15 protein-coding genes are annotated in these 19,609 nt (G+C 65.7%); 2 read left to right on the top strand and 13 right to left on the bottom strand.

Annotated features, from left to right (window positions below; all coding sequences use genetic code 11):
- Position 1: 1 nt before the first annotated feature.
- The 10 genes from EPO50_RS25235 to zapE all read right to left on the bottom strand — a co-directional run bounded on the left by EPO50_RS25235 (position 2) and on the right by zapE (position 12,304).
- Complete coding sequence (locus tag EPO50_RS25235; protein WP_296348726.1) at positions 2-268, bottom strand: hypothetical protein; 267 nt, start codon at positions 266-268, stop codon at positions 2-4.
- An 18-nt stretch (positions 269-286) separates the two neighbouring features.
- Positions 287-1,699, bottom strand: a complete 1,413-nt coding sequence (lpdA, locus tag EPO50_RS25230; RefSeq protein ID WP_296348724.1) for a dihydrolipoyl dehydrogenase — start codon at positions 1,697-1,699, stop codon at positions 287-289.
- 10 nt (positions 1,700-1,709) lie between these two features.
- Complete coding sequence (gene odhB / locus EPO50_RS25225; RefSeq protein WP_296348722.1) at positions 1,710-2,951, bottom strand: 2-oxoglutarate dehydrogenase complex dihydrolipoyllysine-residue succinyltransferase; 1,242 nt, start codon at positions 2,949-2,951, stop codon at positions 1,710-1,712.
- Between the two features lie 53 nt (positions 2,952-3,004).
- On the bottom strand, positions 3,005-5,911 hold the full coding sequence (locus EPO50_RS25220; RefSeq protein WP_296348721.1) for a 2-oxoglutarate dehydrogenase E1 component: 2,907 nt from the start codon (positions 5,909-5,911) through the stop codon (positions 3,005-3,007).
- An 86-nt stretch (positions 5,912-5,997) separates the two neighbouring features.
- Positions 5,998-6,873, bottom strand: coding sequence for a succinate--CoA ligase subunit alpha (gene sucD / locus EPO50_RS25215; protein ID WP_296348719.1), 876 nt, complete (start codon positions 6,871-6,873; stop codon positions 5,998-6,000).
- Positions 6,873-8,069, bottom strand: coding sequence for an ADP-forming succinate--CoA ligase subunit beta (gene sucC / locus EPO50_RS25210; RefSeq protein WP_296348717.1), 1,197 nt, complete (start codon positions 8,067-8,069; stop codon positions 6,873-6,875). Before sucC ends, sucD begins: the two co-directional genes overlap by 1 nt.
- 191 nt (positions 8,070-8,260) lie before the next feature.
- Positions 8,261-9,226, bottom strand: a complete 966-nt coding sequence (mdh, locus tag EPO50_RS25205) for a malate dehydrogenase (RefSeq protein WP_296348715.1) — start codon at positions 9,224-9,226, stop codon at positions 8,261-8,263.
- 85 nt (positions 9,227-9,311) lie between these two features.
- On the bottom strand, positions 9,312-10,172 hold the full coding sequence (locus tag EPO50_RS25200) for an alpha/beta hydrolase (RefSeq protein ID WP_296348713.1): 861 nt from the start codon (positions 10,170-10,172) through the stop codon (positions 9,312-9,314).
- A gap of 7 nt (positions 10,173-10,179) precedes the next feature.
- Positions 10,180-11,061 (bottom strand): dienelactone hydrolase family protein, encoded by an 882-nt coding sequence (locus EPO50_RS25195; protein ID WP_296348712.1) that lies wholly within the window; start codon positions 11,059-11,061, stop codon positions 10,180-10,182.
- Positions 11,062-11,128: 67 nt separating this feature from the next.
- Positions 11,129-12,304 carry a cell division protein ZapE gene (gene zapE / locus EPO50_RS25190; protein ID WP_296348710.1) on the bottom strand — a complete coding sequence of 392 codons (1,176 nt, stop codon included), beginning with the start codon at positions 12,302-12,304 and terminating at the stop codon, positions 11,129-11,131.
- A gap of 50 nt (positions 12,305-12,354) precedes the next feature.
- On the opposite strand from zapE, the gene fmt reads away from it, so the two are divergent.
- Both fmt and truA read left to right on the top strand, forming a co-directional pair.
- On the top strand, positions 12,355-13,317 hold the full coding sequence (fmt, locus tag EPO50_RS25185; RefSeq protein ID WP_296348708.1) for a methionyl-tRNA formyltransferase: 963 nt from the start codon (positions 12,355-12,357) through the stop codon (positions 13,315-13,317).
- A 4-nt stretch (positions 13,318-13,321) separates the two neighbouring features.
- Positions 13,322-14,113, top strand: coding sequence for a tRNA pseudouridine(38-40) synthase TruA (gene truA / locus EPO50_RS25180; RefSeq protein ID WP_296348707.1), 792 nt, complete (start codon positions 13,322-13,324; stop codon positions 14,111-14,113).
- On the opposite strand, the gene EPO50_RS25175 is transcribed toward truA, so the two are convergent.
- The 3 genes from EPO50_RS25175 to EPO50_RS25165 all read right to left on the bottom strand — a co-directional run bounded on the left by EPO50_RS25175 (position 14,060) and on the right by EPO50_RS25165 (position 19,604).
- The gene (locus EPO50_RS25175; protein WP_296348705.1) at positions 14,060-14,647 is read right to left on the bottom strand and encodes a hypothetical protein; all 588 of its coding nucleotides are present in this window, start codon (positions 14,645-14,647) and stop codon (positions 14,060-14,062) included. The two genes, truA and EPO50_RS25175, sit on opposite strands and share 54 nt — an antisense overlap.
- Positions 14,648-14,654: 7 nt before the next feature.
- The gene (gene dapE, locus EPO50_RS25170; protein ID WP_296348703.1) at positions 14,655-15,842 is read right to left on the bottom strand and encodes a succinyl-diaminopimelate desuccinylase; all 1,188 of its coding nucleotides are present in this window, start codon (positions 15,840-15,842) and stop codon (positions 14,655-14,657) included.
- 105 nt (positions 15,843-15,947) lie between these two features.
- Positions 15,948-19,604 (bottom strand): AAA family ATPase, encoded by a 3,657-nt coding sequence (locus EPO50_RS25165; protein ID WP_296348701.1) that lies wholly within the window; start codon positions 19,602-19,604, stop codon positions 15,948-15,950.
- Positions 19,605-19,609: the final 5 nt, after the last annotated feature.

Genomic DNA, 19,609 nt, shown 5'->3' with positions numbered 1-19,609 from the left:
GCTACTTCGTCGGATCCGTCAGGTCCTCGAATTCCTTGAGATGGCGCGGCGCCCATTTGTGGTCGCGGGCCTGCACGATCCAGCGGTTGAGAAAAGGCCAGCGTCCACGGGCGCGCCTGACCCAGCGACGGCCGGTCTCGAATTCGGTCGCGAGCAGGTAGAGGCCGAGCACGAAGAAGATCCAGCCCTGCAAGATCGGCACGAAGCCGCCGACCACCGACATCACCAGGCACCCGGCAATCGCGAGCGCCATCAGCGGCTTGCGCATGGCGCCGCGCCGCCCGGGCTAGAGGTGGATGGGCTTGTCCCAGGCCGCGAGGGCAGCTTCCTTCATCGCCTCGTTGACCGTGGGATGGGCATGGCACACGCGGCCGATATCCTCGGCCGACGCCGAGAACTCCATCGCGAGGGCAGCTTCGGCGATCATGGTTCCGGCTTCGGCGCCGAAAATATGGACGCCCAGTACGCGGTCCGTTGCCTTGTCGGCCAGCACCTTCACAAAACCCTCCGTCGCTCCGTTCGCGCGGCTGCGCGGATCGGCGGTGAAAGGATACTTGCCGATCTTGTAGGCAACGCCGGCGGCCTTCAGCTGTTCCTCGGTCTTTCCGACCCACGCCACCTCGGGCTGGGTGTAGATGATCGAGGGCACGAGATCCCAGTTCACATGGCCCTTCTGGCCCGCAATGGTCTCGACGCAGGCGACGCCATCTTCGCTCGCTTTGTGCGCCAGCATCGGTCCGTCGATCGCGTCGCCGATGGCGTAGATACCCGGCACCGAGGTCTGGAAATGACCGTCGACGGCAATGCGGCCGCGTTCGGTCATCTTCACACCGACCTTGTCGAGGCCGAGACCCTGCACGTAGGGACGGCGGCCGATCGAGACCAGCACCACGTCGGCTTCAAGCGTCTCCGTCGCGCCACCCTTGGCCGGCTCGACGGTGAGCGTGACACCCGTACCGGTCGCCTCGGCCTTCGTCACCTTGGAACCCAGCTTGAACTTCAGCCCCTGCTTGGCGAGTGCGCGCTGGAAGAACTTGGTGATCTCGTCGTCGACGCCCGGCGTAATGCGGTCGAGGAATTCGACGACGGTGACATCTGCGCCGAGGCGGCGCCACACCGAGCCGAGTTCCAGCCCGATGATGCCGGCGCCCACCACCACCAGATGCTTGGGCACCTCGGTCAGCTCCAGCGCGCCGGTCGAAGAAACGATCTTCCTTTCGTCGATGGTCACGCCCGGTAGCGGCATCACTTCCGAACCGGTGGCGATCAGAATGTTCTTGGTGGAAAGCGTATCCTTCACCGCGCCATCGTCGCCCAGGACAGCGACCGATCCGGCCGCTTCGATACGGCCGGCGCCGGTGTAGGAGGTGATCTTGTTCTTCTTGAACAGGAAGGCGACACCCTTGGTCGTCGCGTCGACCACGTCGCCCTTGCGCTTCATGAGCTGGGCAAAGTCGAGCTTCGGCGGCTCAAGCACGATGCCATGGGCGGCGAGATCGTGGCCCGCTTCCTCGAACAGGTGCGAGGACTGCAGCAGCGCCTTGGAGGGAATGCAACCGACATTGAGGCAGGTGCCGCCCAAGGTCGTGCGCTTCTCGACGACGGCTACCTTGAGCCCGAGCTGGGCGGCGCGGATCGCCGCCACATAACCACCAGGCCCAGCGCCGATGACGACGAGGTCGAACGTTTCGTTGGCCATGGGACTGTCCTCACGCGCCGATGAGCAGGCGTTCGGGATCCTCGATGCATTCCTTGACCCGCACCAGGAACAACACCGCCTCGCGGCCATCGATGATGCGATGATCGTATGACAGAGCGAGGTACATCATCGGCCGCGCCTTGATCTCGCCGCCGACCACCATGGGCCGCTGCTGGATCTTGTGCATGCCGAGGATGGCCGACTGCGGCGGGTTGAGGATCGGCGTCGACATCAGCGAGCCGTAGACGCCACCGTTGGAGATGGTGAAGGTACCGCCCGTCAGATCGGCGATCGACAGCTTGCCGTCGCGCGCCTTGCGGCCGAGATCGCCGATGCCCTTTTCGACGCCGGCGAAGTCGAGTACATCGGCATCGCGCAGCACCGGCACGACTAGACCCTGCGGCGTGCCGACGGCAACACCGATGTCGTAGTAGTTCTTGTAGACGAGCTCATCGCCCTCGATCTCGGCGTTGACCGCGGGCAGTTCCTTGAGGCCCGCAATGCAAGCCTTCACGAAGAACGACATGAAGCCCAGCCGCGCGCCATGCTTCTTCTCGAAATCGTCCTTCAACCGGTCGCGCAGCGCCATGACGTTGGTCATGTCCACCTCGTTGAAGGTGGTGAGCATGGCCGCCGTGTTCTGCGCTTCCTTGAGGCGATTGGCGATGGTGCGGCGCAGCCGTGTCATGCGCACGCGCTCTTCGCGGTCGGCGCGTTGGCGCGGTCCGGCCGGTGCGGCGGGCTTGGCCGCCACTGGCGCCGCCGCCGACGGGATCGACGAAAGCGCCGCGAGCACGTCTTCCTTGGTCGCTCGGCCGTCCTTGCCGGTGGGCTGGATGGCAGCAGCCGACACTCCCTTCTCCTCGGCGAGCTTGCGCGCGGCCGGACCAGAGGCGGCGAGGTTCGCGCCTGCCGGCGCTGCGGCTGGCGCCGGCGCCGGTGCGGCAGGCTTTGGAGCCGGGGCTGCGGCCGGAGCAGCAGCGGCAGCAGGCTTCGGCGTAGCGGCGCCAGCAGCACCTGCTTCGATATGACAGAGCACGCCGCCCACCTGGACCGACGCGCCTTCCTCGACGACGAGATCGGCAATCGTACCGGCGACCGAGGCATTCACCTCGACCGTCACCTTGTCGGTTTCCAGTTCGCACAAGGGCTGATCGACGGCGACGGCATCGCCCGCCTTCACCAGCCACTTGGCGACGGTCGCCTCGGTGACCGATTCACCCAGTGCCGGAACCTTGATCTCGACAGACATGACTAAACCCCTTCCCTACCTACTGGCCCCACGATCGACCCTGGCAGCGCTGCTCAGACAGTGAGCGCGCGGTCGACCAGATCGGCCTGTTCCTTGAGATGTGTGCGCGCCGAGCCGGTCGCCGGCGAGGCTGCTTCAGCCCGGCCGACATAGATCGGCCGCTTGGCCTTCACGTTGATGCCGGCCAGGGCGCGTTCGATGCGACGGTCGGCGAAGTGCCAGGCGCCCATGTTCTCCGGCTCCTCCTGACACCACACGACCTCGGCATTCGGATACTCTGCAAGCCGCACGCCAAGCCGCGTGAACGGGAACGGATAGAGCTGCTCGATGCGCATGATCGCGACGTCGTCGATCTTGCGCTTGCGGCGCTCGGCGACGAGATCGAAGTAGACCTTGCCCGAACAGAGCACGACGCGGCGCACCTTGGGGCCGGGCGCGATCTGATCGGTTTCGGCGAGGATGCGGCGGAACGAGCTGCCGGGACCGAAGTCCGCCAGGGTCGACACGCAATCCTTGTGACGCAGCAGCGACTTCGGCGTCATCACCACTAGAGGCTTGCGGAAGGTCCGGCGCATCTGCCGGCGCAGCGCGTGGAAGTAATTGGCCGGCGTCGTCGGATTGATGACCTGCCAATTGTCTTCCGCGGAAAGCTGCAGGTAGCGCTCCAGGCGCGCCGAGCTGTGCTCAGGGCCCTGCCCCTCGTAGCCGTGCGGCAGGAGCATGACGAGGCCCGACATGCGCAGCCACTTGCTCTCACCGGAGCAGATGAACTGGTCGATGATGACCTGCGCGCCGTTCGCGAAATCGCCGAACTGCGCTTCCCAGAGGACCAACGCATTGGGCTCGGCCAGCGAGTAGCCGTACTCGAAGCCCAGCACGGCTGCCTCGTTCAGCGGACTGTCGATCACCTCGAAATGCGCCTGGCCTTCGGCCACATGGTTCAACGGCACGTACTTCTGCTCGCTGACCTGATCGACCAGCACCGAATGGCGCTGCGAGAAGGTGCCGCGACCGGAATCCTGGCCGGTGAGACGGACCGGCGTGCCCTCCGACAACAGCGTGCCGAACGCCAACGCTTCGCCAGTCGCCCAGTCGATATCCGCGCCGGACTCGATCGTCTTGCGCTTGTCCTGGAGTTGGCGCGTGATCTTGCGGTTGAGCTCGAAGTTCTTCGGCGGCTCGGAGATCGCGCGGCCAACCATTTTCAGCCTGTCGAGATCGACGGCGGTGACGCCCTTGCGATCTTCCTCGCCCGGCGCAACGGTGAAGCCCGCCCACTTGCCTTCGAGCCAGTCGGCCTTGTTGGGCTTGTAGTTGGTCGCGGCCTCCAGCGCCTTGTCGAGCTTTTCGCGCAAGGCCGCGTTCATGCCGGCGACGTCCTCGGCGCTCACCACGCCTGCCGCTTCCAGCCGTGCGGCGTAGACTTCCATCACCGTCTTGTGGCCGCCGATCTGCTTGTACATCAGCGGCTGGGTGAACATCGGCTCGTCACCCTCGTTGTGACCGTGCCGGCGGTAGCAGAACATGTCGATGACGATGTCGCGCTTGAAGTGCTGACGGAATTCGGTGGCGATGCGCGCGACGTGCACCACGGCTTCCGGGTCGTCACCGTTCACGTGCAGGATCGGCGCCTGAACGATCTTGGCGACCTCGGTGCAGTACGGGCCGGACCGCGACTGCGTCGGCAGGGTCGTGAAGCCGATCTGGTTGTTGACCACGAAATGGATCGTGCCGCCGATGCGGTAGCCATCGAGGTCGGAAAGATCGAGGCTCTCGGCGACCAAACCCTGACCCGCGAAAGCCGCGTCGCCGTGCATCAGGACGCACATGACCTGGCTGCGGTCGGTGTCGCCGCGCTGGTCTTCCTTGGCGCGTGCCTTGCCCAGCACCACCGGGTTCACCGCCTCGAGATGCGAGGGATTGGGCGACAGCGAGAGATGCACGACATTGCCGTCGAACTCGCGATCGGCCGAAGCGCCGAGGTGATACTTCACGTCGCCCGAGCCGCGCATCTCCTCGGGCTGCGAGGAGCGACCCTGGAATTCGGAGAAGAGTGCGGTGTAGCTCTTGTGCATGACGTGCACGAGCGTGTTGAGGCGGCCACGATGCGGCATACCGAGCATCACTTCCTTCACGCCGAGCTGGCCGCCGCGCTTCAGGATCTGCTCGATACCGGGGATCAGTGCCTCGCCGCCGTCTAGGCCGAAGCGCTTGGTGCCGACGAACTTCACATGCAGGTAGCGCTCGAGGCCCTCGGCCTCGATGACCCGCTCCAGGATCATCTTGCGGCCGGTCAGGGTGAACTCGGTGGTGTTCTCGATATGCTCGATGCGCTCCTGGATCCACGCCTTCTGGGCGGGATCGGAGATGTGCATGAACTCGACGCCGATCTTGCCGCAGTAGGTCTTGCGCAGGCGTTCCATGATCTGGCGCAGGGTCGCGGATTCACCCAGGGCCAGCGAGCCGAAGATCAGGATCGGACGGTCCCAGTCGCTCTCGGCGAAGCCGTAGGTCGCTGGATCGAGCTCGGGATGCGGTGCCTGGCGCACCAGGCCCAGCGGATCGAGATCGGCTTCGAGGTGGCCGCGGATGCGATAGGCGCGGATCAACATCAGCGCCCGCGCCGTATCCTGCGCCGCAGCGCGGATCTCGACTTCGGTCTTGCCGCCCAGCTGGCCGGCGGGAGCAGGCGCCGCGGCGCCCTTGCCGCCCTTCACGTTGCGGTTGGCGGCCGCCGGCAGCGTCTCGGGATCGACGGCACCGATCACCCGCGCACCATTGGGCGCCCAGGACGCGCCCCGCACTTCAGCCAGCACGTCGCCGCTCTGGTCGGCCAGCGCCTCGAAGAAGGTGCGCCACTCGGCGTCGACCGCATTGGAATCGGCGAGATACCGCGCGTGTAGCTCTTCGATGAATGGCGCGTTGGCGCCGAACAGGAACGATGTCTGCTCTGCTCTCATGGCCCCTACTCCTTGGCCTATCGTCGCTGGCCGCCTGGCAGAGGCTGGGCGGCAAATACGCCTACCTCGAAAGCTTCGAGGACTTGTCAGCCTTTCATGGCTTTAAGCATTTCCTCGCCCAGCGCCGCAGGAGAATCCGCGACCCTGATGCCAGCCATGCGCATGGCCTCGACCTTGAACTCTGCCGTGTCGTTACCGCCCGAAATTACGGCGCCAGCATGACCCATGCGACGGCCCGGCGGCGCCGTGCGTCCGGCAATGAAGCCGACGACCGGCTTCTTCACCTTGGACGCTTTGACGTATTCCGCGCCCTTGACCTCGGCATCGCCGCCGATTTCGCCGATCATGACGATGCCCTGCGTTTCCTTGTCGGCCATCAGCATCTCGAGGCATTCGACGAAGTTGGTGCCGTTCACCGGATCGCCGCCGATGCCGATGCAGGTGGTCTGGCCGAGACCCGCCGCAGTGGTCTGCGCCACGGCTTCGTAAGTCAGCGTGCCGGAGCGCGAGACGATGCCGATCTTGCCGCGCTTGTGGATGTGGCCCGGCATGATGCCGATCTTGCATTCGCCGGGCGTGATGACGCCGGGGCAGTTGGGGCCGATCAGGCGTGACTTCGAGCCGACCAGCGCGCGCTTCACCTTCACCATGTCGAGCACCGGAATGCCTTCGGTGATGCAGACGACCAGCGGGATTTCGGCGTCGATCGCCTCGAGGATCGAGTCGGCAGCGTAGGGCGCCGGCACGTAAATCACGCTGGCGTCAGCGCCCGTCTTGGCGACGGCTTCGGCCACGGTGTCGAACACCGGCAAGTCGAGATGTGTCGAGCCGCCTTTGCCCGGCGTCACGCCGCCCACCATCTTGGTGCCGTAGGCAATCGCCTGCTCTGAATGGAACGTGCCCTGCGAGCCGGTGAAGCCCTGGCAGATGACTTTGGTGTTCTTGTCGACCAGGACGGCCATCAGTTCGACTCCTTGACCGCCTTGACGATCTTCTCTGCAGCGTCGGCCAGATGATCCGCCGAGGTGATCTTCAGCCCCGACTCCTTCAGGATCTTCTTGCCGAGCTCGACGTTGGTGCCTTCGAGCCTCACGACCAGCGGCACATGCAGGTTGACCTCGCGTGCCGCGGCGACCACGCCTTCGGCGATCACGTCGCAGCGCATGATGCCGCCGAAGATGTTGACCAGGATGCCTTCGACGTTCGGATCCTTCAGGATGATCTTGAAGGCCGCGGTCACACGCTCCTTGGTGGCGCCGCCGCCGACATCGAGGAAGTTGGCGGGTGAAGAGCCGTAGAGCTTGATGATGTCCATGGTGGCCATGGCGAGGCCCGCGCCGTTCACCATGCAGCCGATCTGACCGTCGAGCTTCACGTAGTTCAGGGCATACTTGGCGGCTTCGGTTTCGGCCGGATCCTCTTCGTCGAGGTCGCGCAGATCCTCCAGCTCCTTGTGCCGGTAGAGTGCGTTGTCGTCGAAGTTCATCTTCGCATCGAGCGCGACGACGTCGCCCCCACCCGTGACGACCAGCGGATTGATCTCGATCAGCGTGGCGTCGAGGTCGGTGAAGGCGCGATAGAGATTGCCCAGCATCGTGGTGAAGGTGCCGACCTGCTTGCCCTGCAGGCCGAGCGCGAAGGCGAGCCTGCGGCCCTGATAGCCCTGGAAGCCGGCGGCCGGATCGATCGACTGCTTGACGATCTTGTCGGGCGTTTCGTGCGCCACCGTCTCGATATCCATGCCGCCTTCGGTCGAGGCGACGACGGAGATGCGGCCGACCGCGCGGTCGACCAGCATGGAGAGGTAGAGCTCGCGTTTGATGTCGCAGCCGTCCTCGATGTAGAGGCGCTTTACGGTCTTGCCGGCCGGACCGGTCTGCTTGGTCACCAGATCCTGGCCCAGCATGGCCGCCGCGGCGGCACCGACCTCGTCAGCCGACTTGGCGATGCGCACACCGCCCTTGCCCTTGGGATCGCTCTTGAAGTGTCCCTTGCCGCGTCCGCCAGCGTGGATCTGGGCCTTCACGACAGTAACAGGCCCGCCAAGCTTGCGGGCTACGTCCATCGCCTCGTCCTTGGTGTAAGCGACGCCGCCCTTGAGCAGCGGGACGGCGAACTTGGCCAATAGCGCCTTGGCCTGGTATTCGTGGATGTTCATGGAGTCCTATCGTTCGGGACTGCTTGCAAGAAGCGTATCAGCCCTCAGTTTTAAAACGCAACTAACCAAGGGATGCGGCACTTTATGAGTGCCACAGGCCCTTGGCAACGACGGACTGATGACCCTTTTGAGGCGTTCGACCAAAGTCGCAGGCAGCCTTCGCGCAGACTGCCTGCAACACGCATCGAAACTCAGGCGCGGCCGACGATCTTGTTGGTGGCCTCGATCAGCGACTTCACGGCCGCGACCGACTTGTCGAACATCGCCTTTTCCTCGGCGTTGAACTCGACTTCGACGATGCGCTCCACACCCTTGGAGCCGATCACGACCGGCACGCCGATGTAGAGGCCCTTCACGCCGTACTCGCCGTTGAGGTAGGCGGCGCAGGGGATCATGCGCTTCTTGTCCTTGAGGTAGGACTCCGCCATGGCGATGGCCGAGGCGGCCGGGGCGTAGAAGGCCGAACCGGTCTTGAGATGGGCCACGATCTCCGCACCGCCGTCACGGGTACGCTGGACGATCTGCTCGAGCCGCTCCTTGGTGGTCCAGCCCATGTCCACCAGATCGTGCAGCGAAATGCCGCCGACCGTCGAGTAGCGCAGCAGCGGCACCATCGTGTCGCCGTGGCCACCCAGCACGAAGGCCGTGACGTCCTCGACCGAGACGTTGAATTCCTCGGCGAGGAACAGGCGGAAGCGGGCGCTGTCGAGCACGCCGGCCATGCCGACGACGCGGGCCGCCGGGAAACCGGTGACTTCCTGCATCAGGCCGACCATGGCGTCGAGCGGGTTGGTGATAACGATGACGAAGGCGTTCGGGGCATGCTGCTTGATGCCCTTGCCGACCGCATCGATGACCTTGGCGTTGATGCCGACCAGGTCGTCGCGGGTCATGCCGGGCTTGCGCGGCACGCCGGCGGTGACGATCACCACGTCGGCGCCCTCGATGTCCTTGTAGTCCGAGGAGCCGCTGTACTTGGTGTCGAAGCCCTCGACCGGGCTGAGCTGGGCGATGTCGAGCGCCTTGCCCTTGGCAGTGCCTTCGGCGGCGGGAATGTCGAACAGGACGACATCGCCCAGCTCTTTCTGGCCGGCGAGCAACGCCAGAGTGCCGCCAATCTGTCCGGCGCCGATCAGCGCGATCTTCTTGCGAGCCATGCGAAAAACTCCCGATTCTTGAAGGCGGCGCGTGGTAGCGCGATTCGCCGGGAGCGGCAAGAAGAGCCGATATCGGACCGATTTCTCAGACCGGATGTTTCTTCAGGTGCGCCAGCAGAAGATCGGTGGTCTTGGCCGGTGCCTGGTCCATCACGAAGTGGCCGACATTCGGCAGCACTTCCATGACGAATGACGGCGCCACGAACTCGGCCGTGCCATAGGCGGCATCCGGTCCGACGGTCGCGTCGACATCGCCCCAGACGTAGAGCGTCGGCACAGTGATCGTGCCGATATCCGCCGCAAGCCCCTTGTTCGAGCGATACCAGGCAAGGGCTGCTTCCAGCGCTTCGGGATTGCCGAGGACTGAGAGGTGGTCTTCGAGCGCCTCCGACGGCACGCCCTGCCCGAACAGTCCGTCACGCAAGCGACGCGCATTGTCGGCCAGCAGCAGCTTTCCGGTATCCGCGTCGAGAAAGGCACGATGGTGGCGCGAGCGATGCTTCTGGTCGCCATCCTCCTTCTGGAGGGCCCGACGAAACGACGAGGGATGCGGCCGCGACAGGATGGTGAGCGACGCCAACCGCTTCGGATGCTGGCTCGCAACGCCCCACGAAACCTGTCCGCCCCAGTCATGGCCGACCAGATGGAAGCGCTTACCGTCGTAGCCCTCGGCCGACACGATCTCAATCGCATCGCCAATCAGCTTGTCGAACGCATAGTTGGCGAGATCGGCCGGATCGGGACGCGCGCCCGGCGAATAGCCGCGCTGGTCGGGGGCGACGGCGCGATAGCCCGCCGCCGCGAGCGCCGGCAACGCCGCGCGCCAGCTATGCCGCGATTCGGGAAACCCGTGCAGCAACAGCACGAGCGGACCCTCGGCCGGGCCCGCGACATCCGCGGTGAATGTCAGGCCCGACCGCGTCTTTATACCGGTGGTATCGATCATCGATCGGTCAGGTCACGCCGTTGGCCTTGAACCAGGCGAGCGCCCGCTTCCAGCCGTCTTCGGCCTGATCCTTGCGATAGCTCGGACGATAGTCGGCGTTGAAGGCGTGCGGCGTGTCGGGATAGGTCACGATCTCCGACTTCTTTGCAGCGGCATTGCCCTCCTTGAGAGCGGCACGCATCTTGTCGACCGAGTCGTTCGGAATGCCGGTATCGGCACCACCGTAGAGCCCGAGCACAGGGCCATTCAGCTTACCGACGACATCGATCGGGTTCGCGGTCGTCGCCGGATGGTAACCACGGTTCAGCGGACCATACCAGGCTACTCCCGCCTTCAATGCCGGATTGTGCGCTGCGTAGAGCCATACGATGCGACCGCCCCAGCAGAAGCCCGTAATGCCGAGCTTGGCAGTGTCGGCCTTGCCCTCGCCCTTGGCGAAGGCGACGCAGGAATCGAGATCGTCCATGACCTGGGCATCCGGCACCTTGGCCACGACCTCTGAGATCAGCTTGGGGACCTCGGGATGGGCTTTGGGATCGCCCTGGCGGAAATAGAGCTCGGGTGCGATCGCATAGTAACCGGCCTTGGCGAATCGGCGGCACATGTCGGCGATGTGGGCGTGCACACCGAAGATCTCCTGCACGACGAGGATCGTGCCGAAACCCTGGCCCGTCGCCGGCATCGCCCGGTAGGCTGCAAGATCCTTTCCGTCTTTGGTCTTCACCGTCACTTCACCTGCCATCAACCCTTCGGCAGGGGTCGTGATCATGGTCTGCGCGGATACTGGCTGGACCGCCAGCGCGAACGTGCTACCGAGCGCTACAGTGGTCAAAGCCGCACGTCGCGACAGGCCATTCTCGGCACCGTAAACCAAACGATCGCCATCCATCTTGAGGCTCCCTGAGCTTGAAATGTCGCAGAGCCTATGCTGCGAACCTGCCGGGCCACAATCACAATCAGGCGATATGCTCCAGGGCGAGATACTCCGGACTCTGCATTTCCATCAGCCGAGACACGGTCCGCTCGAACTCGAACGAACCATCGCCCGCGGGATAAAGCGACGCCGGCGGACCGGCAGCGGAGCAGATGAGCTTCACCTTCCTCTCGTAGAAGGTGTCGATCATGGTTACGAAGCGGGTGGCCTTGTCGCGGCTGTCAGGGCCCATCTTCGGAATGTCGGCGACGATGATCGTGTGGAAGTGGTCGGCGATGCAGAGGAAGTCGGCGGCGCCCATCGGCTTGGCACACCAGTCGAGGAAATGCGCCATGGCGACACCCGGTGCAGCGCGCGGCACCTCGACGTCGCGGCCCTGCGTGCGCAACACGCGCGGCTCGCCATCGGAGCCGCCGCTCAGCGCGCGGAAGGCTTCGTCGAGCTTTGCGTTGGCCCAGGCACCGAGCGGCGTCAGGTAGAGGTCGAACTCGCGCATGCGGCCCATGCGGTAATCCTGCGCACCGCCCAACTCGAGAACCTCGAGACGCTGTTTCAGCAGCTCGATGAAAGGCAGGAAGCGGTCGCGCTGCAGCCCGTCCCTGTAGAGATCGTCCGGTTTGCGGTTCGAGGTGGCGATCACGGTGATGCCCTCCTCGAACAGCGTCTCGAACAGGCGGCCGAGGATCATCGCATCTGCGATGTTGGTCACCTGGAACTCGTCGAAGCAGAGCAGTCGGGTCTCGGCGGCAATCTGCTTGGCGATCGGCACGATCGTATCGGATTCGGGTGACGCCCCCTTGGCCGCCAGCTCCTCGCGGCGGGTATGCAGGCGCGTCTGCACTTCGAGCATGAACTCATGGAAGTGGACACGACGCTTCTTCGCCACCGGCGCATCGGCGAAGAAGAGATCCATCAACATCGACTTACCGCGGCCGACCGGTCCCCAGATGTAGAGACCGTGCGGACCATCGGGCGCCTTGGGCGCGCTGACGAGCCCCAACCGGGCCAGCAGCCCCGCAGGCTTGGCGGGATGGGCCGCCATCGCGACAAGCTGGTCGTAGATCGCTTGCAGCCGCAGGACGACCTTCTCCTGCACGGGATCGGCATGGATCTCGCCGTCAGCGCGGCGTGCCGTGAGATTGGCGAGAGGCCCTTTCTTTGCAACCAGGGGGCCGGGCGAGGAGGTCGCGGAATCCATTGAACCGCATACCTAGCTCACCGCCGCTCTGCTGCCTATAAGGTGCGGCGATGAAGATTGCGTTCCTTGGCACTTCCGCATTCGCCGTGCCCGCTCTGCGAGCCCTGGTCGAGGCCGGTCACGACGTGGCCGCCGTCTATACGAGAGCTCCCAAGCCTGCGGGCCGTGGCCAGCAGGAACGCAAGACACCGGTGCACGAGCTTGCCGACCAGCTCGGCTTGTCTGTTCACACACCGCGAAGCCTCAAAAGCGACGAGGAAGCGGCGTCTTTCAAAGCGCTCGATCTCGACGCTGCCGTGGTCGTGTCCTACGGCCATATCCTGCCCAAGAGTTTCCTCGACGCGCCGGTCCTGGGCTGCATCAACATCCACGGCTCCTTGCTGCCGCGCTGGCGTGGTGCCGCGCCGATCCATCGCGCCATCCTGGCAGGCGATGCCGAGACGGGGGTCACCACCATGCGCATGGACGAAGGCCTCGATACCGGCCCGATGCTGCTGGCGGAAAGCACACCGATCTCCGCGGCCGACACTGCCGAAAGCGTACACGACCGATTGGCAGAGCTGGGTGCGCGCCTGATCGTCTCCACGCTCGACGGGCTGATGCGCAAGAGCATCGACGCCGTCGTACAGCCCGAGCAAGGCGTCACCTATGCCCACAAGCTCGGCAAGGAGGAAGGCGTGCTCGACTGGCGTCGGCCCGCCGCCGAACTCGAACGCAAGGTGCGCGCCTTTCATCCGTGGCCTGGCACGTCGTTCGAAGCTCCCAGGGACAATGGCGTCGAGCGCATCAAGGTGCTGGCGGCGACCCTCACTTTGGCCGGCGGCGCGCCAGGCACGATCAGCATCGCGCGTGATGGCTTTCCCGTCGTGACCTGCGGCGTGGGCGGATTGAAGCTCCTGAAGCTGCAGCGGCCGGGCAAGTCGGCACAGGCGGCCGATTCCTTTTTGCGCGGCTTTGCCCTCGACGCCGGAACGGTGCTGGCGTCGCCCGCGGTCGTGCGCTTGCCGACCTGACGCCGTGCCACGCTACAAACTCACCATCGAATACGACGGCGAACCCTTCGTCGGTTGGCAACGCCAGCACAATGGCCTTTCGATCCAGGGAGCGCTCGAGGACGCCGTCTTCGCCTTCTGCGGCGAACGCGTCTCCGTCATCGGCGCCGGCCGCACCGATGCCGGCGTCCATGCCCGCGGCCAGGTGGCCCACTTCGACATCACCCATGAGAAGCCTACCGACACGGTGCGGTCGGCGCTCAACTTCCACCTGAAGCCGCATCCCATCGTTGTCGTGCAAGCCGAGCCGGCGCCGGCGAATTTCCATGCGCGCTTCTCGGCGACCTGGCGGCGCTATCGCTATCGCATCATCAATCGCCGCGCGCCGCCCGCCCTCGATCGTGGCCAGTTCTGGCACGTCCCCGTGCCGCTCGACGCGGCGGCGATGGCCGATGCGGCGTCAGTTCTGGTGGGACACCACGACTTCAACAGCTTTCGCTCGACGGCATGTCAGTCGCCCTCGGCCATCAAGACGTTGGACCTGCTCGAGGTCAGCCGCAATGGCAACGAGATCACGATCGACGTCGGCGCCCGCTCCTTCCTCCACAATCAGGTGCGGATCCTGGCTGGCACGTTGCAGTTCGTAGGCCGTGGTCAATGGAGCCGCCGCGATGTCGAGGAAGCGCTGGCGGCGCGCGACCGCACGCGCGCCGGCCCGACGGCACCGCCGCAAGGTCTTTGCTTCATGGAAGTGCGTTACGATCTAGGTCCCGGTCGCCATCGGAACGATGCCGAGGAAACGATCGACGATCAATGACAGGAAACGCGACGGCAGCCAGTTGACCAGCAGCAGCATGAACGAATGCAGCCAGCCCGTCTTCAGGACCGACCGCGTCACGGCGAGGAACCAGTAGAAGAGCAGGCCATAGAGACCGAGCTGGATCAGGACGGCAACGGCCGTCGGCAGGATCGACGCCAGGATGATGGCAACCACCGCCACGATGGTGAGCGGCAGGTTCACCCAGTTGAGCGCCGCGATGTAGCGCGGATAGATGCCGAGCCAGCTCTGGCGCCGGGCGATCTCGTAGAAAATGACGGGAAACAGCAGCCAGTCGACGGTGTAGCGCAGCGCCTCGACGAAAACGATCTCCCAACCCTCGGCCGTCGTCGTGACGTTCGAGTAGAGAATCATCATCACCACGATGTAGAGCGGCGCCACCAGCGCCATCACCTGGAACGAACGCAGGCAGCTCTCGGCAGTATTCTCGAAGTAGGACGGCGCCGCAGGATCGCGCTGCAGGAAAGCGAGCGCTCCCTGCATGCCGCGGGCGATTTCCCCGACGCTCAGCACGATCCGCTCAGGCCGTGAAGTAGCGGTCGAGCACCGTTTCGTAGACGCGGGCCAGCGTCTTGAGGTCGGCGATCGCGCTCTTCTCGTCGACCTTGTGCATGCTCTCGCCCACCAGACCGAACTCGAGGACCGGACAGTAGCTGCGGATGAAACGTGCATCCGAGGTGCCGCCAGTGGTCGAAAGCTCGGCCTCGACGCCCGCGACGTCGCGGATCGCGCCAGCGACGAGATCGCTGAGCGGCCCCGGCGGCGTATAGAACGACTCGCCCGAGACCGAGACCTCGTACTCGATCGTGCCATTGCCGCCGACCGCAGCGCTCGCGCGTTCGATGCGTTCCTGCAGATGCGCCAGCAGCGTCTTGGAGGTCCAGAGATCGTTGAAGCGCGTGTTGAAGCGGGCCCGCACGACACCCGGTGCGATATTGGTCGCCTTGTTGCCGACATCGACAGTGGTGAACTGCAGCGACGTCGGCTGGAAATGTGTGCTGCCCTTGTCGATCGGCTCGCGCACCAGCGCCTCGATGATGGCCGACAGGCGATGGACGGCATTGTCGAGTCGCTCGGGATAGGCGACATGGCCCTGCACGCCGCGCACCGTCAGGTCTACCGTCATGCTGCCGCGCCGGCCGATCTTCATCATGTCGCCGAAACGCTTCGAACTCGTGGGCTCTCCGACCACGCAGGCATCGATGGTCTCGCCACGCTCGGCAAGACGCTTCAGCATCTTCACGGTGCCGTTGACCGCAGGCCCCTCCTCGTCGCCGGTGATCAACAGGCTGATCGAACCGCCGAAGTCGCGGCCGCGACGGCTGAGGAAACGGGCAGTAGCATCGGTGAAGGCCGCGATGGCGCCCTTCATGTCGGCAGCGCCGCGGCCGAACAGGTAGCCGCCCGAGAGCTCTGCCGAGAAGGGACCGATCGTCCAGGAGGAGAGATCGCCTACCGGCACCACGTCGGAATGCCCCGCAAAACAGAAATGGCGGCCGCCAGTCCCGATTCGGGCATAGAGGTTGGCGACGTCGTCAGTGCCGGCCTGTGTGAAATCCATGCGCTCGCAACGGAAGCCCAGTGGCTCCAGCGTGCGCTCCAGGAGCTGCAGCGCACCAGCTTCCTTCGGCGTCACGCTCTCGCAGCGGACCAGGGTGCGCGTCAGTTCGACGACATCTGTGACAGTCGGAGCCAGTGTATCGGGCATTGGCGGACACTACATCCGCCCCCTTCCAAAGAGAAGGGCGCCGGCTCAGGCCCGCCGGCGCCCAGTCATTCGAGAGGAAGATAGTCTTGCTTGCTTGAAATCGACTCAGGCCACCAGTCGGTCGGCCTCCATCAGGTTGACCGAGACGAGCTGGGACACGCCTTGCTCGGCCATGGTCACGCCGTAAAGACGATCCATGCGCGCCATCGTGACGCGATGGTGGGTGATGATCAGGAAGCGCGTGTCGGTACGGCCGGCGATGTCGTTCACCAGGCCGCAGAAGCGTTCCACGTTCAGATCGTCCAGCGGTGCGTCCACCTCGTCCAGCACGCAGATCGGCGCCGGGTTGGTCATGAACACCGCGAACAGCAACGACAGAGCCGTCAGCGCCTGCTCGCCGCCCGAGAGCAGCGACATCACCTGCAGCTTCTTGCCTGGCGGGCTGGCATGGATCTCAAGGCCGGCCTCGAGCGGGTCTTCTGACTCGGTGAGTCGAAGTTCGGCCTTGCCGCCACCGAACAGCTTGGTGAAGAGCTGCTGGAAGTGACCGCTGACCTGCTCGAAGGCAGCGAGGAAGCGCTCGCGGCCTTCGCGGTTCAGGCTCTGGATGCCCTGGCGCAGGCGACCGATGGCGGCGACCAGATCGTCGCGTTCGGTCGTCATGCCGGTGATCTGCTGCTCGAGTTCGTTGGCTTCTTCCTCGGCACGCAGGTTCACCGCGCCCATGGTCTCGCGCTCGTGCACTAGGCGTTCGAGCTTGTGCTCGGCCTTGTCGAGTTCAGGCAGCTCGTCCAGCGTCTGGACCTCGGCCAGCGCCAGCACACCGTCGGGCTCGCAACGCAGGCGCTCGACGATACGTTCGACGACCGCCTCGCGATCCTTGGTCGCCTGCTCCATCAGGCCCTCGCGGCGCACGCGGCTCTCGCGCGCCTGACCCATCTCGGTCTCGGCCTGCCTCAGCGCCTTGTCCGCTTCGCCGAGCCGCGTCTCGCCGATAGCCAGCCGGTCGGCGGCTTCCTGGCGATTGACCTCGGCTTTGGCGATCTCGTCGGCCAGCGTCTCGCGCTTGGCCTCGATCTCCTCCGGCTTGGCGGCCAACTCGGAAATCGCCGCGGCGGTCTGTTCGCGGCGGGCGTCGAGTTCGACGATCTGGCCGTCGGCATCGCCCAGGCGCTTGGCCCAGCCGTCGCGGTCCTGCGCGATCTGCGCCAGCCGCTCGACCCGCATCGCCGCCTCGCGTGCAAGACGGTTGCACTGGCCTTCGGCTTCGACGAGGGCCGCCCGCAGCTCGGCAATGCGCGCACGGAGCTGGCCGGCTTCGACGCGGTCGGCCTGCGTATCGGAGATCGACGACAGGCGCGCCTCGCGGAAGGTGCGACGCATCTCGACGTCAGCGATGTCGCCGGTCACTTCGGTACGAACCTGCTCGATGCCGTTCAGACGCGTCCGCAGTTGATCGGTGCGGCGCGCCACCTCGACATGACGATCGCGTGCCTGCGTGGCATGACGCTCGGCAGCAGAGATCGCCGACTGCGAAGCCCGTTCGGCCGCGCGCGTCGCCTCGCCTGCTTCCTGAGCCTTGCGGCGCGATCCCTCGGCGATCTGACGCTCGTGCGCGCGTGCCTGCTCGACGCAGGTCTTCTCGGCATCGCGGGCAGCGGCAAGCCAGATTTTCTCGGCGTCGACGCGGGCCTGTTCGGCCGTCTGTTCGACCACCACTCCATCGATCTGGAGACGGATCTCGGCCAGGCGGTTGCGCTGGCTGAGACGTACGGCGGCGGTAGAGGGGGCGCCGGCCCGCATCGTGTAACCGTCCCAGCGCCAGACCGCGCCTTCGCGGCTGACGAGCTGTTGGCCGGGCTTAAGGCCGGCTTGCAGCGCAGCACCCGTAACGTCGTCCGCCACGATGCCGATGAAGGCCAGGCGCCGGGCGAGTTCCGGCAGGGTCTGGACATGGGCGCCGAGCGGCGTCGCGCCTTCCGGCAGCGCCGGCGCATCGGCCAGCGGTTCGAACGGCAGCCAGTGCACCGGCGCACCGCGATCCGACGAGGCTTCGAGCTCGTCGCCGAACGCCGCACCCAGCGCCTTCTCGAAGCCCGGCTCGACGGTCAGCGCATCGAGCAGCGGCGGCCAGAGCGAGTCAGCCGCCGACTTGAGCGCAGCGGCAACGCCCGCTTCTTCGGCGCGCAGCTTGGTCAGGCGTGCGTTGGTTTTCTGGAGAGTTTCGACGGCGCCGGCATGACTGGCCTCGGCGGCCTGACGCTCGGCTGCGCGAGCGCGCTCCATGTCCTGGCGCTCGGCCTCGGCCTTGGCGACCGCGGTGCGGGCCGCCTCGGATTCGTAGCGCTCGGCTTCGCGGGCCGCTTCGATCGCTTCCTGGCCCTGGTAACGCGCCTCTTCCAAAGCCACGCGAGCGGCTTCGAGAGCTTCCTCGACCTCGGGCAGCGCCGGCAGGTTCGCCAGCTCGTTCTCGATCTGCTGCTGCTGCGCGGCGACCTCGTCGCGGCGCACGGTCAGGCGGCGCAGGCGATCCTGCAGCTCGGACAGTTCGCGGCTGACGCTCTGGCGCAGCGCCTCGTCGGCGGCAATCTGACGGGTGAGCTGATCGTGCTCGGTCTCGGCTGTGGCCGTCTCGGCCTGAGCCGTGTCGCGTGCCTCCTGCGCGGCCTCGGCACGATCCTCTTCGCCTACCTGTTCCTCTTCCAGACGGCCACGCTGGCTGTCGAGATCGGCAATGGCGGTCTCGGCGTCACCCTTGCGCCCCTGCTCGCGAGCAAGGTCCTGTTCGGTCTGCTGCAGGCGGGTTTCGGCTTCGAGCTGCGCGGCGGCGACACGCTCGGCTTCGGCCGTCAGTGCATCGTGCGCCACGCGCAGGCGCTGCAGGGCAGCAGCGGCGGCCGCCTCGTCGTTGCGCAGCGGCGGCAAGGCGGTGGCTGCTTCGGCCTGCGCCGTGGTGGCAAGGCCTACCAGACGCGTGAGATCGGCGACCTGCGCCTCGGCTTCCTTCAGCCGCTCGCCCGACTCGGCCAGTTCACGTTCGGCATTGGCGAGCTTCAGCGCCAGCACGGAGGCTTCGGCACGGCGGATGTGGTCGGAGAGGTTGCGGTAACGGCTGGCTTGGCGCGCCTGGCGCTTCAGGCCCTTGTGCTGCTCCTCAAGGGCCACCAGCACGTCCTGCACGCGGGCGAGGTTCTGCTCGGCGGCGCGCAAGCGCAGCTCGGCCTCGTGACGGCGGGCATAGAGGCCGGTGATGCCGGCCGCCTCGTCGATGACCATGCGGCGGTCGGCCGGCTTGGCATTGATCAGGGTCCCGATACGGCCCTGACTGACGAGAGCTGTCGAGCGTGACCCCGTGGCGGCATCGGCGAACAGAGTCTGCACGTCGCGGGCACGAATATCACGGCCGTTCACCGAATAGGCCGAACCGTGGCCGCGCTCGATGCGGCGCGTGACGTCAAGCTGGTCGGTGTCGTTCACCAGGGCAGGCGCAGTGCGGGTCTTGTTGTCCAGCGACAGCATCACTTCGGCGATGTTGCGCGCCGGCCGCGTGCCGGCGCCCGCGAAGATGACGTCCTCCATCTCGCTGCCACGCATCTGCTTGGCCGAGGTTTCGCCCATCACCCACTTGAGCGCTTCGACGAGGTTCGACTTTCCGCAGCCGTTGGGCCCGACGATTCCGGTCATCCCGGGCTCGATGGCGAGCTCCGTCGGATCGACGAATGACTTGAAGCCGGAGAGCCGGAGCTTGTCGAACTGGACCATCTACA

The sequence above is a fragment of the Reyranella sp. genome, assembly GCF_004297405.1.
In the GTDB taxonomy this organism is placed as follows: Bacteria; Pseudomonadota; Alphaproteobacteria; order Reyranellales; family Reyranellaceae; genus Reyranella.
The sequence above is the reverse complement of the archived record's forward strand: the minus strand, read 5'-3'. Positions and strand labels throughout refer to the sequence as shown.